This window comes from Actinomyces sp. zg328 (genome assembly GCF_009829635.1).
Lineage (GTDB): Bacteria > Actinomycetota > Actinomycetes > Actinomycetales > Actinomycetaceae > Actinomyces > Actinomyces marmotae.
In genome coordinates this window covers 143,377-162,794 of record NZ_VWPE01000002.1, presented here as the reverse complement: position 1 = coordinate 162,794, position 19,418 = coordinate 143,377, and the positions used below count along the sequence as shown (strand labels likewise).

Here is a 19,418-nt window from a genome sequence, read left to right as displayed (position 1 = left end):
ACTAGATCATTCGCGATGGGGAGCGCTGCCGGACATGACGCGCTCGTGACGCGGGCGCGCCCCCGGCCGCTGGGCCGGGGGCGCGCCGTCGCAGTGCTACGCGCGTTGACCGCTCAGTTGCCGGTCAGCTTCTCGCGCAGGGCGGCCAGGGCCTCGTCGGAGGCGAGGGTGCCCGTGGCCTCCGCGGGGGCCGAGGAGTAGGAGGTGGAGCCGGCGGGGACGGCCTCGCCGGAGTCCTGGTCCTCCTCCTGGGCCTTGGCGACCTGGGCCTTGTGGGCCTCCCAACGGGCGTGGGCGGCCGCGTACTCGGCCTCCCAGGCCTCCCGCTGGGCCTCGAAGCCCTCGAGCCACTCGTTGGTCTCCGGGTCGAAGCCCTCGGGGTACTTGTAGTTGCCGTTCTCGTCGTACTCGGCGGCCATGCCGTAGAGCGAGGGGTCGAAGTCCTCGCTGGCGGGGTCGACACCCTCATTGGCCTGCTTGAGGGACAGCGAGATCCGGCGGCGCTCGAGGTCGATGTCGATGACCTTGACGAAGACGTCCTCACCGACCTTGACGACCTGCTCGGGCACCTCGACGTGGCGCTGGGCGAGCTCGGAGATGTGGACGAGGCCCTCGATGCCGTCCTCGACGCGGACGAACGCGCCGAAGGGAACGAGCTTGGTGACCTTGCCGGGGACGACCTGGCCGATGGCGTGGGTGCGGGCGAAGGCCTGCCACGGGTCCTCCTGCGTGGACTTCAGCGACAGGGAGACGCGCTCGCGGTCGAAGTCGACGTCGAGGACCTCGACGGTGACCTCCTGGCCCACCTCGACGACCTCCGAGGGGTGGTCGATGTGCTTCCAGGACAGCTCGGAGACGTGGACGAGGCCGTCGACGCCGCCCAGGTCCACGAAGGCACCGAAGTTGACGATGGAGGAGACCACGCCGGTGCGGACCTGGCTCTTGCCGAGGGTCTGCAGGAAGTTGGTGCGGACCTCGGACTGGGTCTGCTCGAGGAAGGCGCGGCGGGAAAGGACCACGTTGTTTCGGTTCTTGTCCAGCTCGATGATCTTGGCCTCAAGCTCGCGGCCCACGTAGGGCTGGAGGTCGCGGACGCGGCGCATCTCGACCAGGGAGGCGGGCAGGAAGCCGCGCAGGCCGATGTCGAGGATCAGGCCGCCCTTGACGACCTCGATGACGGAGCCGGTGACGACGCCGTCCTCCTCCTTGACGCGCTCGATGGTGCCCCAGGCCCGCTCGTACTGGGCGCGCTTCTTGCTCAGGAGCAGGCGCCCCTCCTTGTCCTCCTTCTGGAGCACGAGGGCCTCGATCTCGTCGCCGACGGAGACGATCTCGTCGGGGTCGACGTCGTGCTTGATGGACAGCTCACGAGCGAGGATCACGCCCTCGGTCTTGTAGCCGATGTCGAGGAGGACCTCGTCGTGGTCGACCTTGACGACGGTGCCCTCGACGATGTCGCCGTCATCGAAGTACTTGATGGTCTCGTCGACGGCGGCGAGGATGTCCTCGGTCGAACCGATGTCGTTGACGGCGACCGGGGCGGGGCTGGGCGTGTTGTTGGTCATGTAGGGGTTGCTCCGAAACGGACTTGAGGGTCGGGACGATAGATGCCATGCGTCCCCCGCGCGATGAGACAGCCCGGACTGACATCACCACACGGCCGGGCTGATCATCAGACCTCATGAGAGGGCGATCTGCCCGAGGGGCGCACGCGCAGAACTCTACCAGGCCGTCGGCGTTTCGGAACCCTGAGGTTCCCACAGCCCTGGCGCGCGCCCGATCATGGGATCCCTCACACGACGGGGCTCAGTGGGCGGCGTCGCGCCAGGTGCCGCCGCGCCCCACGGACACGTCCAGGGGCACGGACAGCGAGACCGCCCCGCCCATGCGCTCCTTCACGAGGGCCTCGACGTCGTCGGCCTCCCCCGGCGCGATCTCCAGGAGGAGCTCGTCATGGATCTGCAGGAGGACGCGGCTGCCCAGGCCCCGCCCCGTCAGCGCCTCCGCGACGTCCACCATGGCGCGCTTGACGATGTCGGCTGCCGAGCCCTGGATGGGGGCGTTGAGGGCGGCGCGCTCGGCCATCTCGCGGCGCTGACGGTTGTCGCTGCTCAGGTCCGGCAGGTAGCGGCGCCGCCCCAGCATGGTCTGGGTGAAGCCGTCGCGGCGCGCCTGGTCGACGACGGCCTCAAGGTAGTCGTGGACGCGCCCGAAGCGGGAGAAGTAGGCGTCGCGCAGCGCCATGGCCTCGGCGGTCTCGATGCCCAGCTGCTTGGCCAAGCCGTAGGTGGACAGCCCGTAGGCCAGCCCGTAGCTCATGGCCTTGACATGGCCGCGCTGCTCGGGGGTGACGTCGTCGACGTCGATGCGGTGCACGAGGGCGGCCACGTAGCGGTGCAGGTCCTCCCCGGAGCGGAAGGCCTCGATGAGGGCGCCGTCCCCGGACAGGTGCGCCATGATGCGCATCTCGATCTGGGAGTAGTCCGCCGTCATGAGGCACTCGTAGCCCTCGCCGACGGTGAAGGCCTCGCGGATGCGACGCCCCTCCTCGGTGCGGGCGGGGATGTTCTGCAGGTTGGGGTCGATGGAGGACAGACGCCCGGTGGCGGCGATGGTCTGCTGGAAGGTGGTGCGGATGCGGCCATCGGGCTGGATCGCCTTGCGAAGCCCCTCGACGGTCTGGCGCAGCTTGATGGCGTCGCGGTGCTCCAGGAGCTGGGCGAGGAAGGGGTGCCCGGTTTTGGCGTAGAGCTCGGCCAGGGCGCTGGCGTCCGTGGTGTGGCCGGTCTTGGTCTTGCGGGTCTTGGGCATGCCGAGCTCGTCGAAGAGGACGGCTTGGAGCTGCTTGGGGCTGGAGAGGTTGAGCTCGTGCCCGGCGGCCTCGAAGGCGGCCGCCTGGGCGTGGTTGACGCGCCCGTCGAGCTCGGCCTCGCGGGCGGCCAGGACGTCGTCGTCGACGGCGATGCCCAGGGCCTCCATCCTGCCCAGGCACTCCGAGACGGGCATCTCAAGACCGGTGAAGAGCGCCAGCGCGCCGCGCTCCCCCATCTGGGCGTCGAGGGCCTCCTGGAGCGGCAGGAGGGCGGCGGCGCGGCGCGCGCAGCGCAGGGCGTCGGCGGGGATGGCGCCCGCGGTGAGGGCGTCGAGGTCGAAGCCCTGCTGGCCGCCGTCGGCGCCGGCGTCGTCCTCCATGGAGGCTAGGTCGATGCCGAGCCATCGCTGGACGAGGCTGTCGACATCGTAGCCGCGCTGCTCGGGGCGGCACAGGTACCCGGCGAGGGAGGGGTCCGCGACCACGCCACGCAGCTCGAATCCCCGGGCTGCCAAGGCGTGGGCGGCGCCTTTGGCGTCGGCGACGACGAGGCGCCGGGCGGGATCGGCCAGGAGCGCTCCGAGGGCCCGCTCGTCATCGGGCAGGAGCAGGGATGGGTCGGCGACGACGGCCCTCTCGCCGTCGGAGAGGGCCACGAGGCGCGGGTCGCCCAGGCCCGGGCGCGGATCACCGATGACATGGAGGCCGAGAGGGCCCTCGGCCAGGTCCTGGAGGGCCTCGGCGAAGCGGCCGGGCTCGATGCCTTGGCCCAGGACCCGCGGCGCGAGGGCCTCGAGGGTGGAAGCGGGGCCGTGAGGGGCGGCCGCGCCCTGGGGGCCGTGGTCGGAGGCGTCGGCGAAGGGCAGGACGCGCTGGGCGCGCTGGAGAATGGTGCGGAACTCCAGGGCCTCCATGACGCGGGTGAGCGCGGCGCGGTCGGCGCCCCGGTACTCCAGGTCGCGGGCGGGGTCGACGCCAAGGTCGAGGTCGGTCAGCAGCCGGTTGAGGCGGCGGTTGCGCAGCACGTCGTCGAGGTGGTCGCGCAGGGACTGGCCCGCCTTGCCCTTGATCAGGTCGGCGCTGGCGATGATGCCGTCGAGGCCGTCGTACTGGGCGATCCACTTGGCGGCGGTCTTGGGGCCCACCCCGGGCACGCCGGGCAGGTTGTCGCTCGTCTCGCCCACGAGGGCGGCCAGGTGCGGGTAGCGCTCGGGGGTGACGCCGTAGCGCTCCTCCACCTCGGCGGGGGTCATGCGGCGCAGGGTGGACACGCCTTTGATCGGGTAGAGCACGGTGCATCGCTCGGTGACGGTCTGGAAGGAGTCGCGGTCCCCTGAGCACAGGAGGACCTCCATGCCCTCCCCCTGGCCGGCGGAGGCCAGCGTGGCGAGGATGTCGTCGGCCTCATAGCGGTCCTTGGTGAGCCAGCGCACGCCCATCGCGTCGAGGACCTCCTGGATGAGTTCGACCTGCCCGATGAAGGGCTCGGGCGTGGCATCCCGGGTGCCCTTGTACTCGGAGTACTCCTCGGTGCGGAAGGTGCCGCCGGCCAGGTCGAAGGCGACAGCCACATGTGTGGGCGCCTCCTGCTCGATGAGGGAGAGCAGCATGGAGGCGAAGCCGTGGACGGCGTTGGTGGCCTGGCCGGTGGAGGTCGTGAAATTCTCCACGGGCAGGGCGTAGTAGGCCCTGAAGGCCATGGAGTGGCCGTCGATGAGGAGCAGACGGCGGGCCGCTCCAGCCTGCGATGAGGATGCGGGTCTGGTCGTGGAGGTGCTCACCGTGCCAGCCTACGGTGTATGAGCGACATGAGCCCCAGCGCCCTCCCGACCGACCGCCCGGCGCCCTCAGACGCGGAGACGGCGCCGAGCCCGATCAGCCCTGATGCGGCCGCCTGGCCCGCCGGGGCGGGCGCCAGCGGGGAGTCGGCGGAGTCGCCCGAGGTGACGGCGGCGTTTCCCCCTCGGCGCACGAGGCAGTTCCCCGTGCCACTGCCCCCCGGCTCGGCCGTGTCGGCCGCCTCCGCCATGGGAACCGCGATGGAGGACCGCGAGGCGGGAACCCTCATGGCGACCCTGGGGATGCAGATCATCATGCTCGGCGCCCAGCGCACGGTCATGCGGATGCCCGTCGAGGGCGCCCGGCAGGCCTCCGGGGTCCTGCACGGGGGCGCGAGCGCCGCGCTCATCGAGACGGCGGCGTCCTTCGCGGCCCGGCGGGCGGCGCCGGAGGGCATGCTCCCGATGGGCGCGGAACTTCAGGTCAGCCACCTCCGCCCGGTGCGGCAGGGATGGGTGACGGCGGTGGCGCAGCCCGTTCACGTGGGCAGGAAGACCTGCGTCTACGAAGTGGTCCTCAGCGACGACGAGGGCAGGACCACCGCTCGGGGCACGCTGCGGAGCATGTTCGTCTAACGCGGCGCCCCAAAAGGCCGCTCAGGCGAGGCCAGCGCCCCCGCGCCGCATGGGCGCTGAGGCGCATGAACTCCGAGGCACGTGACGCTGAGGCTCGGGGTACTGGTGCGCCCCGATCCGGGCTCAGGCGTCCGCGCTCCTGGGGGCCTTGGCGCTCTTCCCGCTGCTCTTGGCGGCGGAGCCGACCTGCTCGATGACGGCGTCGGCGACCTCGCGCATGGTCAGGCGCCGGTTCATGGAGGTCTTCTGCATCCAGCGGAATGCCTCGGGCTCGGACAGGCCCATGCGCTCCATGAGCAGGCCCTTGGCGCGATCCACCCGCTTGCGGGTCTCGAAGCGCTCATTGAGGTCGGCGATCTCGGATTCGAGGGAGGCGATCTCCTCGTGGCGGGAGAACGCGATCTCGAGGGCTGGCAGGAGGTCCGCCGGAGTGAAGGGCTTAACGACGTACGCCATGGCGCCAGCGGCACTGGCGCGCTCGACGAGCTCGGCCTGGGAGAAGGCGGTGAGCATGACGACGGCACAGCCGTGCTTCTCGATGATCTGCTCCGCGGCGGTGATGCCGTCCATGACGGGCATCTTGACGTCCATGACGCAGAGGTCGGGCTCATGCTCGCCCGCGAGGCGGACAGCCTCCTCGCCATCCGCGGCCTCGGCGACGACCTCGTAGCCGGCCTCGGTGAGGGTCTCGACGATGTCGAGACGGATGAGGGTCTCGTCCTCTGCGACGAGAACCCGGCGGGCGCTAGTGCGGGACTCGGTACTCACGGGCATAAGTCTAGTATGATCGCCGTACGTGGTGGGCCAATCACAGTGACACAGGTGGACACGAGCCGGTCACTGCCCGGTTCCACCGCGTGGCGGCCCCGGTCGTCACGCGCCTCCGTAGCCCAACTGGCAGAGGCATCCGACTCAAAATCGGAGTGTTGTGGGTTCGAGTCCCACCGGAGGTACCACTGAGGAGCGCTTCTCGCACCGAGCGGAGCGAAATCCACCCACAGGCGCGGGCAGGACGCGCCTGTGGGTGGATTTCGTTCCGGTGGGTGCGGATGGCACCGGTCGGCGCGCGGCGGAGCGCTGCGCCGTGGAGCGGCTCAGCCGCGGTAGTCGGCTGTCTCCCCCACCGTGTGGACGCGGATGGAGTTCGTGGAGCCCGGGGTGCCCGGGGGCATGCCAGCGACGATCACCACCGAATCACCGACCCGCGCGAGGTGCTTGTCCTGGAGGATCTTGTCCACCTGCGCCACCATCTCATCGGTGTGCTGGACCTCAGGGACCTCGAAGGTCTGCACGCCCCAGGAGACCGAGAGCTGGTTGCGCGTCGTCGTCAGCGGCGTGAAGGCCAGCAGCGGGATGGGTGAGCGCAGGCGGGACAGGCGGCGGGCCGTGTCACCGGACTGGGTGAACGTGACGAGGTAGTCAGCGCCGAGCTGCTCGCCCATCTCAGCGGCGGCGCGCGTCAGGGCGCCCCCGCGCGTCTGCGGGAAGGAGCCCAGTGGGGCAATGCGCTCGCCGCCGTGCTCCTCAACGTTCTCGATGATGTTGGCCATCGTGCGCACGGCCTCGATCGGGTAGGCGCCCACCGAGGTCTCACCGGAGAGCATGACCGCGTCGGCGCCGTCGAGAATGGCGTTGGCGCAGTCCGAGGCCTCGGCGCGCGTCGGGCGCGGGTTCTGGATCATCGACTCCAGCACCTGGGTGGCCACGATGACCGGCTTGGCGTTGCGCCGGGCCAACTCGATGGCGCGCTTCTGCACCAGCGGCACGGCCTCCAGGGGCATCTCCACGCCAAGGTCCCCGCGGGCCACCATGATGCCGTCGAAGGCGTCGACGATCTCCAGGAGGTGCTCGACCGCCTGGGGCTTCTCGATCTTGGCGATGACGGGGATGCGCGCGCCGGCCTCGTCCATGATCTCGTGGACATCCTTGACATCGTTAGCGTCGCGCACGAAGGACAGGGCGATGACATCCGCGCCGACCCTCAGGGCCCAGCGCAGGTCCTCGCGATCCTTCTCGCTGAGCGCCGGCACGGAGACGGCCACGCCGGGCAGGTTGATGCCCTTGTTGTTCGAGACATACCCGGGGACCTCGACCCTCGTCACCACATCGGTGTCCGTGACGGCGGTGACGCGCACGGCCACGTTGCCGTCGTCGATGAGGAGGCGGTCGCCGGGGCGGCAGTCCCCCGGCAGGCCCTTGAAGGTGGTGGAGGAGCGCTTGACAGTGCCGAGCACGTCATCCGTGGTGATGGTGAACTCGTCGCCCTTGTTGAGCATGACCTTCTGGTCGCCCACGAAGCGGCCGAGGCGGATCTTGGGGCCCTGGAGGTCCACGAGGATGGCGATGGAGCGGCCGGAGGCCTCGGCGGCCTGGCGAACGCGCGCGATGACCTTCTCGTGGTCCTCGGCGCTGCCGTGGGAGCGGTTGATGCGGGCGACGTTCATGCCCGCGTCCACGAGCGCCTGTACCTGCTCGGGGGAATCTGTGGCGGGACCGAGGGTGCAGACGATCTTGGCTCTACGCATGGCCCCAATGCTAGCCGAGCTCGGTGGGCACCACGGCGAGGGCCGCGCGGATCGTCGGCCTTCTCACGGGGTCGGCGCGTCAGATCTCTCGGCGGTCTCCCCGCCCTCGGCCCCACCGGCCTCATCGCCGTCGGCGGTGATCGCGTCACCGGGACCGCGGCGGGTCACGACGACGAACCCGATGAGCCCGATGACGAAGACCACCAGCGAGGTCCACTCGTTGAGGCGCAGGCCGAGCACGCGCTGGGCGTCATCGATCCTCAGGTGCTCTACCCAGGCGCGGCCGGCGGTGTAGACCATGAGGTAGGCCCACAGGAGGCGGCCGCCGCACGCTCCTGCGCCGCGCAGGCGGCGCTCCAGCCAGAGCAGGGCGCACACGCCCAAGGCGGACCACAGGGCCTCGTAGAGGAAGGTCGGGTGGAAGAGGGTCCCGGTCGGGTAGCCGGCGGGCAGGTGGGCCCGGTCGATCTCAAGACCCCAGGGCAGGGTCGTGGGCCCGCCGAAGAGCTCCTGGTTGAACCAGTTGCCGAAGCGGCCGATGGCCTGCGCCGCCAGCAGGGCGGGGGCGACGGCGTCGGCGAAGGGCGCCAGGCGCACGCCCCGGTAGCGCAGGAAGAGGGCGCCGCTGATCAGGCCGCCCGCCACGCCGCCCCAGATCCCGATGCCGCCCTCCCAGATGCGCCAGACCCGCGTGAGGTCGCCGTCCGGCCCGAAGTAGGCGTCCGGCGAGGTGACGACGTGGTAGAGGCGGGCGCAAACGATGCCGATGGGCACGGTGAGCATCGCCGTGTCGAGGGCGAGGTCGGCCTGGCCGCCGCGGGCCCGGTAGCGCCGATCCGTCCACCACACGGCCAGGGCGACCCCGGCGAGGATGCAGATCGCGTAGGCGCGGATCGGGATCGGGCCGAGGTGCCAGACGGACTGCGGGGGGCTGGGGATCGACGCGGGGACGAGCGAGGCCCCGACGGCTGCGATGGGGAGCGGCACTCAGCTGACCTCTCGGTTGGTGGCGTTCTGGAGGGCGGGGTGGTTTCCCGCCGCGACGAGCTCGGCGACGAACTGCTGGGGGTCCTGGGAGCGGATGATGGCCTCCCCCACGAGCACCACGTCCGCGCCCCGGCGGGCGTAGGACATGACGTCCCTCGGACCGGCGACGCCGCCCGTGGCCACGCGCAGCACGGAGGAGGGCAGGACCTCGGCGACCTGCTCGAAGCGGCGATGGTCCACCAGGCCGGTGAAGGGGTCGCGGGCATCGGCGGCCACGCACAGCGCCCCGGTCTCCACGGCGGTGATCGCCTCCCTGCGGGAGTGGGCCTCGACGACGGCGAGCATGCCCAGGGAGTGCGTGCGCTCGATGAGGGCCTCCAGGACGAGCGGCTCGAGCCGGGCGTCGAGGAGGAGGAGGTCGGCCCCGTGGACCCTCGCCTCGTGGACCTGGTAGGGGGTGACGACGAGGTCGTTGACGAGGATGGGCACGTCGATGCTGGCGCGCACGACGTCGAGGTCCGCCAGGCGGCCGTGGGAGCGCACGGGCTCGGTGACCACGGAGACGCCCGCGGCGCCCCCGGCGGCGTAGAAGCGGGCCAGGACGGCCACGTCCCCGACCCCGCTGAGGTCCGCGAACGTGGCGGTGGCGCGCTTGACCTCGGCGATGACAGAGATCGAGCCGTCGCGGGGGCGCAGGGCGTCGAGGGCGTTGGTGGGGCTGTCCGCCTCACGGACTCGGTCCCGCATCTCTTCCAGGGGCACGCGTGACTCGCGCCCCGCGACGGCAGCGCGGGCGGAGACGACCATCTCCTCGAAGGATGTCACGGCGCACCTCCTCGCGTCTGAATGGGACCCGTTGTGCCGGTTCCCATATCGTTACCCGCTCCCATCGTCCCCAAGGCAGCGCCCGGCGCGCAAATCCTCGGCACGGATTCGGACACGCCGGGCGGGGCCGCGAGCCAGGAGGGCGAAGGGCCGCTCAGGCCCGGCGGGCCGCCTTGCGGGAGTACCAGTACATGCCGGCGGTCACGAGGGCGAAGACCACCGGGCCGAGCCAGTAGGCGACGGTCTCGAAGCCGTCGGGGACGAGGGCCAGAGGCGCCTCCTCCCCCGAGAAGCCGACGATGCCGGCGTAGACGACGCCCCACAGGGACTCACCGACGATAAGGCCCGTCGCGGCCAAGGTGCCCATGCGCTTGGCGCGCTCGGGATCCGCCTGCTTCGCGGCCCAGCGGTCGTGGAGGAGGCCGAGAAGCGCGCCGAGGGGGATCATGATGGTGATCGCCATGGGCAGGTACATGCCCATGCCGACGGCCAGGCCGGGCAGGGACAGGTTCTTGGTCGTGCGGGTCAGGGTCTCGTTGATGATGATGACGACCACGCCGATGATGGCCCCCAGGCCCAGGAGGCCCCAGTTCAGGTCCCCGCCGAAGACGCCCTTGATGAGATCGGAAATGAGGGAGGCCTGCGGGGCCGCGAGGGCGTTGTCCCCCGCGCCGGGGGCGCCCTGGAACCCGAAGGCGGTCTGCATGAGGTTGAGGACCGGCGGGATGATGATGGAGCCGAATCCCACGCCGATGATGAGGGCGACCTGCTGCTTCCAGGGGGTGGCGCCCACGAGCTGGCCCGTCTTGAGGTCCTGGAGGTTGTCATTGGAGATCGTCGCGATGCCGAAGACGACGGCCGCGGTGAACAGCGTGTAGGCGACGAGCGCGGGGAGCTGGTCGCCCTGGACGCCGCCGTGGACGGCCTTGACGAGGAGCGCGGCGGCGATGGCCACGATAATGCCGACGCCGGAGATCGGGGAGTTGGAGGCGCCGATGAGGCCGGCCATGTACCCGCACACCGAGGCCACGGCCAGGCCGGTGAGCAGGATGAAGATGATCGAGACGATGACGAGCCCGATGGCGGAGTGCGCGATGGCGGTGCCCCGGACGAAGAGCCACAGGAGCGTGCCGATGGGCAGCATGGAGGCCAGGGTGACGGCGATGACGACCTTGGCCGACAGGTCGCGCTCGGTCAGATCGACCTCCTGCCCGGAGCCGCGCAGCGACGTGGAGCGGATCGAGTCGCGGATGCCGGTGACGATCGGGCCCATGAGTTTGATGAGCGTCCACACGGCGGCCACGGCGATGGTGCCGGCGCCGATGAGGCGCACGTCGCTCTTGAACACGGCGCCGACGGCGCCCGCGAGGTCCTCGACGCCGTCGAGCTCGCCCGAGGTCTGGATGGGCAGGAGCACGCCGTAGGAGATGACCAGGCCGACGATCATGGCGATGCCGACGCCGATGCCGACCAGGTGGCCGACGCCGATGAGGGCCAGGGAGAGGGAGCCGGCCACCGTCGTCCCACCCGCGCCGATCCTGAAGGCGCCGGTGACCTCGGTGGACACGGCCTTGAGAGAGCCGAGGATGGCGAACCCGGCGGAGGACAGCCCGCCCCAGATGATGGCCATGAGCCCCAGGCGCGAGTCATCGGCACCCTCGCGGGTGTCACCGACCTTGAGGACCTCGGCCGCGGCCACGCCCTCGGGGTAGGGCAGGCTGGAGTGGGTGACGAGCGCGCGGCGCAGCGGGATGGAGTACATGACGCCGAGGATCCCGCCCAGAGCGATGACGAACACGGACTGCCAGTACGGGAATCCCTGCCACCAACCGACCATGACGAGGCCCGGGAGGACGAAGATGATGGCGGACAGCGTTCCCGCCGCGGAGGCGATGGTCTGGACGATGTTGTTCTCCTGGACCGTGTGGTCCTTGAAGTAGCGCAGGATCGCCATGGAGATGACGGCCGCCGGGATCGAGGTGGCGAAGGTCAGTCCCGCCTTGAGCCCGAGGTAGACGTTCGCGGCGGTGAAGATGATCGTGATGATCCCGCCGATGAGGATGCCGCGGAGCGTGAGCTCCTTGAGGGGATGGGATGCGGGGGGCCGGGTACCCGCCGCCGCGCCCGTGGTGGACGAGGAGGACATGCGAAACTCTCGTTGCTCGGTGGACGATGGGGCATCCCGGTGCCACGCGGGCGCGCGGGATCGGAGGATGCCATCGCACCGTAGCACTGGTGCCTGGAGTAGCGCGTTGCCGGCTCAGGGGGCCGGACGGGCGCCGACGATGGCGCCCAGGTCGCCGCCGGCGTTGAAGCAGGTGCGCTCGCCGGTGTGGCAGGCGGCGACGACCTGGTCCACCTCGACCAGGAGGGCGTCGCCGTCGCAGTCCAGGCTGACGGCCTTGACGTACTGGGCGTGCCCGGAGGAGTCCCCCTTCCGCCAGTACTCCTGGCGGGAGCGGGACCAGAAGGTGACGCGCCCCTCGGTGAGGGTGCGCCGCAGGGCCTCATCATCCATCCAGCCGACCATGAGCACCTCACGGGTGTCCCACTGCTGGATGACGGCGCACACGAGGCCCCGCTCGTCCCGCTTGAGACGGGAGGCGATGCCCTCATCGAGAAGAGGCTGGAGGGCGGTGGGCGCGTCATGGCTCATGGGCGCATCTTCGCACGGCCGGGGCTGCCGTCGCCCGTGGGAGCCCGCGGCCAGGAGGGCGGGGACAGGGCCCGGGCCCCGGGGAGGGTGCGTCGGGGCGGCTCGTAGCCGGCCGCGGCCCTTGCGACGACTCGCTGATTCGTCGGCTCCGATTCAGCCGGGGGGCCCGAGGAGGGGGCTCACCCGCGCCCACATGCCCGGGAGATTCCGCAGGACGAGGAACCCGACGCAGGCGACGCCGTAGCCGATGGCCTCGGCGGAGGTGAGGAGGGGGCCGGGGCGCCCGGCCAGCCTCCGGGCCATCCATCGCGCCGCGAGGAGGACCGCGACGACTTCGGTGGCCAAGGCGAAGGGGTTGTAGGCCAGGGCGGTGGCCAGGTCCCCGTCGATCACCGAGGCCGTGGCCCGGGTCCCCCCGCACAGCGGGCACCAGAAGCCGGTGAGGCGGTGCAGGGGGCACAAGTCGGGCATCCCCGCGAAACGGCCAGGCGCGAGCGCGTTGCCGCCGATGGCGAAGACCCCCGGCAATGCCCAGGAGGCGGCCGCCGCGGCAATGGCGATTCCCCGGCCGGAGGAGCCCCGGCCGCCCCGGGGCCCCGGGGGGTCACTTCGCGTTGTTGACAGAGTCAAAGACACCCTCAAAGCCGCCGAGAGCGATCCAGATGATGGTCATCACCACGGAGATCACGCCCAGGACCAGACCCGCGATGGCCATTCCCCTGTTCGTGGCCTCGCCCCTGCCGGCGGCGTTCATACCCATCGCGCCGAAGATGATCGCCGGGATCCCCGTGAACAATCCGCACAGGAGGACAAGGCAGCCGCAGACGAGTGCGGTGATGCCCATCCAGTTCTTCTCAGTCGGGTTGGGGCCAAAGCCATTCGGCATCCCATAGGGGTTGAGTCCCTGGTCGGGGAACTGCGGCACCCCGTTTCCCGGGTACTGGGGCGTGCCGTTAGCGGGGTACTGGGGCATGCCGTTGCCGGGGTACTGGGGCATGCCGTTACCGGGGACCTGGGGGTTGGAGGGGTCGGGGTAGTTGCTCATCGTCAGCTTCCTTGTCGGTCGATGGCAGCGCTCCTGCCGGGGCGAGGTAGTACCGCGCCATGCGCCGCGGACTCCGTGTCCGCCCCCGACCGTACAGGCTGGGACGACGCGGCGCCAAGCCGCGCCCGGGGCGCGTCCGCGCCCCGGACTCAGCGAACGGGGTGGCCCTGGGCGCGCAGAGCGTCCTTGGCCTGGCCGATCGTCATCGTGCCGTAGTGGAAGACACTGGCGGCCAGCACGGCGTCGGCTCCGTGGTCGGCGGCGGCGGCGAAGTGCTCGGGCTCGCCCGCGCCCCCCGAGGCGATGAGGGGGACGCGCACCGCCCGGCGGACGTCGTCGAGCATGGCCAGGTCGAAGCCCCCGGTGACGCCGTCGGCGTCCATGGAGTTGAGCAGGATCTCCCCCGCGCCGAGCTCGGCTGCCCGAACCGCCCACTCGACAGCATCGATGCCGGTGGAGCAGGCGCCGCCGTGGGTGGTGACCTCGTAGCCCGAAGGGGTGCTCACGCCGTCGGGGCAGCGGCGGGCGTCCACGGACAGGACGATCACCTGGTTGCCGAAGCGCTCGGCGACCTCGGTCAGGAGCTCGGGGCGGGCGATGGCGGCGGTGTTGATGCCGACCTTGTCCGCGCCGGCGCGCAGGAGCCGAGCCACGTCGTCGGCGCTGCGCACTCCCCCGCCGACGGTCAGGGGCACGAAGACCTGCTCGGCGGTGGCCGAGACGACCTCCAGCATGGTGGCGCGGCCCTCGGAGGAGGCGGAGACATCCAGGAACGTGATCTCGTCGGCCCCCTGGGCGTCATAGCGGCGGGCGAGCTCGACGGGGTCCCCGGCGTCGCGCAGGCCCTGGAAGTTGACGCCCTTGACGACGCGCCCGTCCTTGACGTCGAGGCAGGGGATGACGCGGACGGCGACGCTCATGGATTCACTGCTCCTGGGTTCGGGTGGTGGATGGGCCGGATCAGTTCCCAGCGGTCGCGGCGGGCGCCGGGTTCGAAATCTCGGGATCAGAGCCGATGGTGGGAGTGGCGCCCGGGCCGGCCCCGGAGGCATCCGTCTTGGGATCCTCAATGGCGAGGATGTCGACGACGACGGCAACGGGCCTGTCCCCCCGGGCCTGATCGGCGGGCAGGGCCAGGACGACCCTGCTGCCCACGGGCACATCCACGAGGTGATTCCTCAGGCCGGCATAGGTCTTGGCGTTGCTCAAGTCGACGGCGACGGGCAGGACCTTAGCGCCGTAGTCATTGGTGATGACGCTCCCATCGGTCCAGGAGATGGCCTGGACGCGGGCGATGATGCGGCTGTCGGAGTGGACCTGCTCGCCCGTGCCCTGGATGAGCACGGCGGCGGTGGAGCGGGTGGGGGCGGGGAGCCCCGCCAAGGAGAGCGTGACCCCTCCGGAGTCGCCGGGGATGACGGCCGGCATGCCCGCGACGGGCGCGACGGCTGTTCCCGAGGCGAGGGTCGGCAGGACGTCAATGACGGTGATCTCCGTGGAGGTCGCGCCGTCGACGACGACCGGGCCGCGCAGGACGAGCCGCGTGCCCTCGGTGGTGCCCTTGACGATGTCGGTGAGTTCGTTGAGGGAGGCCTGGTCGACGCTCACGCTCACGAGGCGCCGGCCGGTGTGCTCATTGCCCTCCGAGTCCGCCCCGGGAGTGGTCGTGTTCTTCCCGTCCGTGCCCGAGAAGGTCGCGATGGACAGCAGCGCGGCGTCCCCGGACTGGAGGGCGCGGCCCTCACCGGTGATGAGGGTGTCTTTGATCAGGGAGGATGGCGCGCTGAGCGGCGCCTTCAGCTTGACCACCGGTCTGGCGCCCACGCGCCCCGAGACGCTCATCGCCTGGTCCAGTGGGGTGTCCGCGGGGAGCATGGTGGCGGCGGGACTCGCCATGGCCGTGCTGGCCGGGGACTTGCCGTTCACGATGGACAGGGCCAGCGGGAGGATGATGATCGCCGCCACCGCGAGGCAGACGAGGATGAGTGCCGCATGGCCTCTGGGGCGGGAGCGGTTGAGCGCGGCGCCGAGCGCCCGCTGCCCGCCCGCCGCGGGGGGCGCCTCCGGCGCCACGCGGTCAGAGGATCCACCGGGGAACCCGCGCCATTTGCCGGGACCAGCCTCGGAGGATCGCGTCTCGGGAAGCCGGTGCGCGGCGCGAGGCGCCCGCGCGCGCAGAGCCTCAGCGCGCGCCTCATCGGCGCGCTCCGCCTCCAGGCGCCGGGCCTCCTGGGCGGCCCGGCGCTGCGCGGCGAGGCGCTCAGCCGCCAGCCTCTCGGCCTCACGGCGCTCGGCTTCGAGGTGAGCCGCCTCGGCGCGGGCCGCCTCCAGGCGCCGGGCCTCCTCGACGCGCTCCGCCTCCGCGCGCTGGGCCCTCAGGCGGGCCTCCTCGGCGGCGCGATGCTCCGCGGCTTGCCGCTGCTGCTCAGCGCGCAACTCCGCGACCCGGCGCTCGGCGGCGCGCCTCTCAGCCGCCCGCCGCCGCGCCTCTGCCCTCTGCTCGGCCGCACGGGCCTCAGCCGCGCGCTTCTCGGCCGCAAGGGCCTCGGCCGCGCGCTTCTGGGCCGCCTGGCGCTGGGCCTGCGCCTCACCCAGCCGTTCCAGGCCCCTGCGCTCACGCCGGGTCAGTGGACGGGTGCTCTCGAGCCCGTTGTCGTCATGATGATTCGTCATAGGGAAGCCTCTCGGGCATCGGCGCGGAGATCGTCCGCTGGCCGGTGCCTCATCGCGTTCAGGGAGGACATGAGCGTATCGACTCTCTCGTCCCGCGTGGCGAAGGGGTCGCGAAGCGCTATGGCCGGCACCTCCTGCCCGCCTGCGCCGGCGTCGAGGCGCAGGTTGACCCAGTCGGCGGCCAGATCGGCGCGCAAGTCCTGGGCCAGGCCGATCGCCGCGCCCCGCAGGGCAGCCCTCGTCGTCGCCGGCGGGGCGCTCATCGCGGCCCGGCAGGCGTCGTCGTCGACGTAGCGGCGCAGCATCCCTGCGGCCTCGAGGCGGGACCGCAGCCCATCCTCCGGGGACACGTCGTGGTAGGCCAGCGCGAGGCGGGCGACGCGCGGGTCGTCGAGCCCGGTACCGGCGCGCTCGGCGTAGCGGGTGAGGAGCTGGTGCTTGGCGGCCCAGTCGAGCTCGGTGGCCACGGCTCCGGGGTCCTGCGCCCGCAGGGCCTCCAGGCCGCGCTCCCACAGGTCGAGGACTGCGGACTGGAGGGGGCTGAGGTCGAGCTCGGCGTCGGCGTGGGCCCGCACGCGCGCCAAGTGCTCCCCCTGGAGATCCAGGGCGGTGATGCCGCGCCCGTCCTTGCGCTCCAGGAGTGCCTTCCCACTGAGGTCGTGGCAGGTGTCCCGAATGGCGCGCATGGGCTCGGCGAGCTCGAGGTCCGCCAGGTCGCCCCCGGACTCGAGGTAGTCCAGGAGGAGGTCCATGGCCCCAGCCTTGAGGAGCGTGGAGCCCTGGGCGATGTTGGAGTCCCCGACGATGACATGCATGCGCCGGTAGAGCTCGGCGTCGGCGTGGGGCTCGTCGCGGGTGTTGATCAGGGGGCGCGTGCGGGTGGTGGCCGAGGAGACGGCGTCGTGCATCTGGTCGGCGCGCTGGGAGAAGGCATAGCGGGCGGGGGCGCCGGTGACCGGGTCGGCGGGCAGCACGTGCCCGGCGCCCACGAGGATCTGCCGGGTGACCAGGTGCGGGATGAGGGCGCGGGCGTCGTTCCAGAAGTCCCCCCGGCGGTGGACGAGGTAGTTCTCATGGCAGCCGAAGCCGCTGCCCTCGGCGTCGAGGTTGTTCTTGAGCAGGTGGATCCGCCCGGGCACGCCGGCCGACTCCAGCCGGGCATTGGCCTGGGCGGCGAGGTCGGCCATGGTGAGCTCGCCGGCGCGGTCCTGGGCGAGGAGGTCGGCGAGGCGGTCGCACTCGGCGGTGGCGAACTCGGGGTGGGAGCCGACGTCGAGATAGAGGCGGGCGCCGCCCCGGGTGAAGACGTTGGAGGAGCGGTGGGCGGCGATGACGGGGGCGAAGAGCTCGCGGGCGGCGTGATCGGCGTCGAGCGGAGCCGCGCCGCCAGTGGTGGAGGCGCAGGTGATGCCGTACTCGGTCTCGATGCCGATGATCCGCCGGGAGGGCGGGCGGCGCCCGCCGTCAGCCGTGGCACCCACTCACTGACCGCCCTTCTGGACGAATCCCTGGACGAAGGCCGCCGCGTTGGTCTCCAGGACGGAGTCGATCTCGTCGAGGATGGCGTCGACGCCGGTGGCCTGGACCTGGCCGGCCGCGCTGGTGGCCTCGGACTCGGTGTCGCCCTCCCCGCCGGAGGGCCGGATCTGCTGCGCGTCCTGGCTGGTCATGGTCGTTCCTTCGCGTCGGCCCGACGGGTGGGGCGGGTGGGTCGGGAATAAGGGGCGGTCACTGGGCCCAGTCTCCCCCACCTTGGGCCGCGCGCCCAATCGCCGTGAGAAGTCCCTCAGTCTCGGCGTCGGTGACGGCGACGGCGCCCGGCAGGGCGACTCGGATGAGCTGGGGACGCTGGGGGGCGTCGATGACGAGGCTGGTCCAGGAGGCGGAGACGACCTCGGGGATCGTGGCGATCGCGCGGCCCCGCACGGCGGCGCGGGTGCCCGCCGGCGGGGTGTCGGCGGCGGCCTCGATCCGCGAGGGGTCGAGGAGGCGGCGGACGCGGCCCGCGGCGTCGAGGCGATCGACGATGGACCCCGCGCGCAGGTCGCCCCAGGTGATGTCGAGAGCGGCCAGGCGCGGATCGCTCCAGTCGGAGCCCGAGCGCGTGCGCAGGCCCTCGCAGAGCTGCATCTTGGCGGCCCACTCGATCGTGGGCGCGGCGGCCGCCACCGCCTGGGGGTCGCCCGGCGCGGCGGCGATCGCGTCGAGTAGGTCCAGCGCCTCCTCCCACAGGGCCAGGGCGCGGGCGGTCTCCTCGCCGAGGCTCCGCGCGCCGGTGCCCCCGTAGTCGGCGTCCAGCGCGGTGGCGATGGCCTCCAGGAGCGAGCGCTGGATGGCGACGGCGCTCATGGGCCCGCCCTCGGTGGTGAGCGCGTGGGCGAGGGCCGTGTCGTGGGAGAGGGCCCACTGCTGCTCGACGGGGTCTCCGAGGATCCGCAGGGGCGCCAGGGCTCCGATTCCCTCGCCGCGCTCGTGGGAGCGCTCCAGGAACCACAGGAGGAGGTCGGTGGTGGCGATCTTGAGGTAGCCGGGGACGTCGAAGCGGTTGGCGTCGCCATTGATGACGTGGAAGCGGCGCCACCGGGACGCGTCGGCGTGGGGTTCGTCGCGGGTGTTGACGATGGGCCGGTTGAAGGTGGTCTGAAGGCCGATGGGGCAGCCGATGAAGTCGGCGCGCTGGCTGAGCTGGAAGCCGGGGCGCTCGCTGTGCTCCCCCAGGCCCACGCGCCCGGCGCCGACGACGACTGGCCGGGTCATGAGGAAGGGCGTCAGGGCCGTGGCGAGGGCGTCAAGGGGCAGGTCGCGGCGCACGAGGTAGTTCTCGTGGCTGCCGTAGGCGGCGCCCTTGCCGTCAGTGTTGTTCTTGTACAGGACGATCTCGGGGCCGCCGGAGCGGGCCTGGGCCTCCATGGCGCGCCGGGCGATGACCTCTCCCGCGCGGTCCCAGGCCAGGGCGTCCATCGGGGTGAGGGCCTCCGGGGCCGAGTACTCGGGGTGGGCGTGGTCGACATACAGGCGCGCGCCGTTGGCGAGCACGGCCGTGGTGGCCCGGGGAAGCGCGGCCTCCTCGGCGCTCGGCCTGGGGCGGGGCCCCCAGTCGAGGCCCGCGGGGGCGCCGTCGGCGGGCGCGTCGCCGGAGGGGGCGGGGGCGGTGGGGTCGTCGGTGAGTTGGCTGGGGTGGGCGGCGGCGCGGTCGATGCGCCCGCCGCGTAGGTCCGCCAGGGGGTCCTCCCCCTCGTAGTCCCAGGTCACCGGGGCGGCACCGGGCAGGCCCGGGCGGGAGCGGGCGGCGTAGGCGTCGACGATGAGGCTGGAGAGCACGACGGGGTTGGCGCGGGGGTTGCCGGGCTCGGTGACGCCGAACTCGGTCTCAAGGCCGACCGGCCTCGTCGTGGGGCCGAGCTCGGCGGTGGCGGAGGCCTGGGCGGTAGCGGGCATGGGCGTAACTGACATGGTTGAGGTGGCTGAGATGGTTGAGGTG

At 71.8% G+C, this 19,418-nt stretch carries 16 protein-coding genes and 1 tRNA gene; 2 read left to right on the top strand and 15 right to left on the bottom strand.

All coding sequences use genetic code 11. The features are described from left to right. Positions 1-113 precede the first annotated feature (113 nt). Both rpsA and polA read right to left on the bottom strand, forming a co-directional pair. Positions 114-1,565, bottom strand: a complete 1,452-nt coding sequence (gene rpsA, locus GVV75_RS02010) for a 30S ribosomal protein S1 (RefSeq protein WP_159523024.1) — start codon at positions 1,563-1,565, stop codon at positions 114-116. A 241-nt stretch (positions 1,566-1,806) separates the two neighbouring features. Continuing rightward, the gene (gene polA / locus GVV75_RS02005) at positions 1,807-4,593 is read right to left on the bottom strand and encodes a DNA polymerase I (protein ID WP_159813257.1); all 2,787 of its coding nucleotides are present in this window, start codon (positions 4,591-4,593) and stop codon (positions 1,807-1,809) included. 18 nt (positions 4,594-4,611) lie between these two features. Between polA and GVV75_RS02000 the strand changes: the two genes are divergently transcribed. Next, on the top strand, positions 4,612-5,226 hold the full coding sequence (locus GVV75_RS02000; RefSeq protein WP_201288683.1) for a PaaI family thioesterase: 615 nt from the start codon (positions 4,612-4,614) through the stop codon (positions 5,224-5,226). A 123-nt stretch (positions 5,227-5,349) separates the two neighbouring features. Here the strand turns inward: GVV75_RS02000 and GVV75_RS01995 are convergent, their stop codons facing one another. Continuing rightward, entirely contained in the window at positions 5,350-5,994 is a 645-nt protein-coding gene (locus GVV75_RS01995; RefSeq protein ID WP_159716767.1) for an ANTAR domain-containing response regulator, read from the bottom strand. Positions 5,995-6,105: 111 nt separating this feature from the next. Here GVV75_RS01995 and GVV75_RS01990 point away from each other — a divergent pair. After that, positions 6,106-6,182: transfer RNA gene (locus GVV75_RS01990), tRNA-Leu, on the top strand. Positions 6,183-6,320: 138 nt separating this feature from the next. On the opposite strand, the gene pyk is transcribed toward GVV75_RS01990, so the two are convergent. From pyk to GVV75_RS01930, 12 genes are all read right to left on the bottom strand, one after another. Then, a complete protein-coding gene (gene pyk, locus GVV75_RS01985) occupies positions 6,321-7,751 on the bottom strand; it encodes a pyruvate kinase (protein WP_159523030.1) in 1,431 nt (476 codons plus the stop codon). A gap of 63 nt (positions 7,752-7,814) precedes the next feature. Then, entirely contained in the window at positions 7,815-8,738 is a 924-nt protein-coding gene (gene lgt / locus GVV75_RS01980; protein ID WP_235925143.1) for a prolipoprotein diacylglyceryl transferase, read from the bottom strand. Further along, complete coding sequence (locus GVV75_RS01975) at positions 8,739-9,563, bottom strand: indole-3-glycerol phosphate synthase TrpC (RefSeq protein ID WP_159716765.1); 825 nt, start codon at positions 9,561-9,563, stop codon at positions 8,739-8,741. Between the two features lie 154 nt (positions 9,564-9,717). Continuing rightward, positions 9,718-11,709 (bottom strand): OPT family oligopeptide transporter, encoded by a 1,992-nt coding sequence (locus GVV75_RS01970; protein ID WP_159716763.1) that lies wholly within the window; start codon positions 11,707-11,709, stop codon positions 9,718-9,720. Between the two features lie 114 nt (positions 11,710-11,823). Continuing rightward, positions 11,824-12,219 carry a phosphoribosyl-AMP cyclohydrolase gene (hisI, locus tag GVV75_RS01965; protein ID WP_159625387.1) on the bottom strand — a complete coding sequence of 132 codons (396 nt, stop codon included), beginning with the start codon at positions 12,217-12,219 and terminating at the stop codon, positions 11,824-11,826. A 153-nt stretch (positions 12,220-12,372) separates the two neighbouring features. Next, positions 12,373-12,681 carry a DUF2752 domain-containing protein gene (locus GVV75_RS01960; RefSeq protein ID WP_235925142.1) on the bottom strand — a complete coding sequence of 103 codons (309 nt, stop codon included), beginning with the start codon at positions 12,679-12,681 and terminating at the stop codon, positions 12,373-12,375. 142 nt (positions 12,682-12,823) lie between these two features. After that, positions 12,824-13,264, bottom strand: a complete 441-nt coding sequence (locus GVV75_RS01955) for a DUF4190 domain-containing protein (protein WP_159523038.1) — start codon at positions 13,262-13,264, stop codon at positions 12,824-12,826. Between the two features lie 149 nt (positions 13,265-13,413). Continuing rightward, complete coding sequence (gene hisF, locus GVV75_RS01950) at positions 13,414-14,184, bottom strand: imidazole glycerol phosphate synthase subunit HisF (RefSeq protein WP_159716761.1); 771 nt, start codon at positions 14,182-14,184, stop codon at positions 13,414-13,416. Positions 14,185-14,224: 40 nt separating this feature from the next. After that, positions 14,225-15,937, bottom strand: a complete 1,713-nt coding sequence (locus GVV75_RS01945) for a hypothetical protein (protein ID WP_159716759.1) — start codon at positions 15,935-15,937, stop codon at positions 14,225-14,227. Further along, the gene (gene pafA, locus GVV75_RS01940) at positions 15,934-17,418 is read right to left on the bottom strand and encodes a Pup--protein ligase (protein WP_159716757.1); all 1,485 of its coding nucleotides are present in this window, start codon (positions 17,416-17,418) and stop codon (positions 15,934-15,936) included. The genes GVV75_RS01945 and pafA overlap by 4 nt, the downstream gene beginning before the upstream one ends. Then, positions 17,419-17,607, bottom strand: coding sequence for a ubiquitin-like protein Pup (locus tag GVV75_RS01935; RefSeq protein WP_159523046.1), 189 nt, complete (start codon positions 17,605-17,607; stop codon positions 17,419-17,421). A gap of 58 nt (positions 17,608-17,665) precedes the next feature. Further along, positions 17,666-19,375: a proteasome accessory factor PafA2 family protein gene (locus tag GVV75_RS01930; RefSeq protein WP_159716920.1), complete on the bottom strand. Its 1,710-nt coding sequence runs from the start codon at positions 19,373-19,375 to the stop codon at positions 17,666-17,668. Positions 19,376-19,418 lie beyond the last annotated feature (43 nt).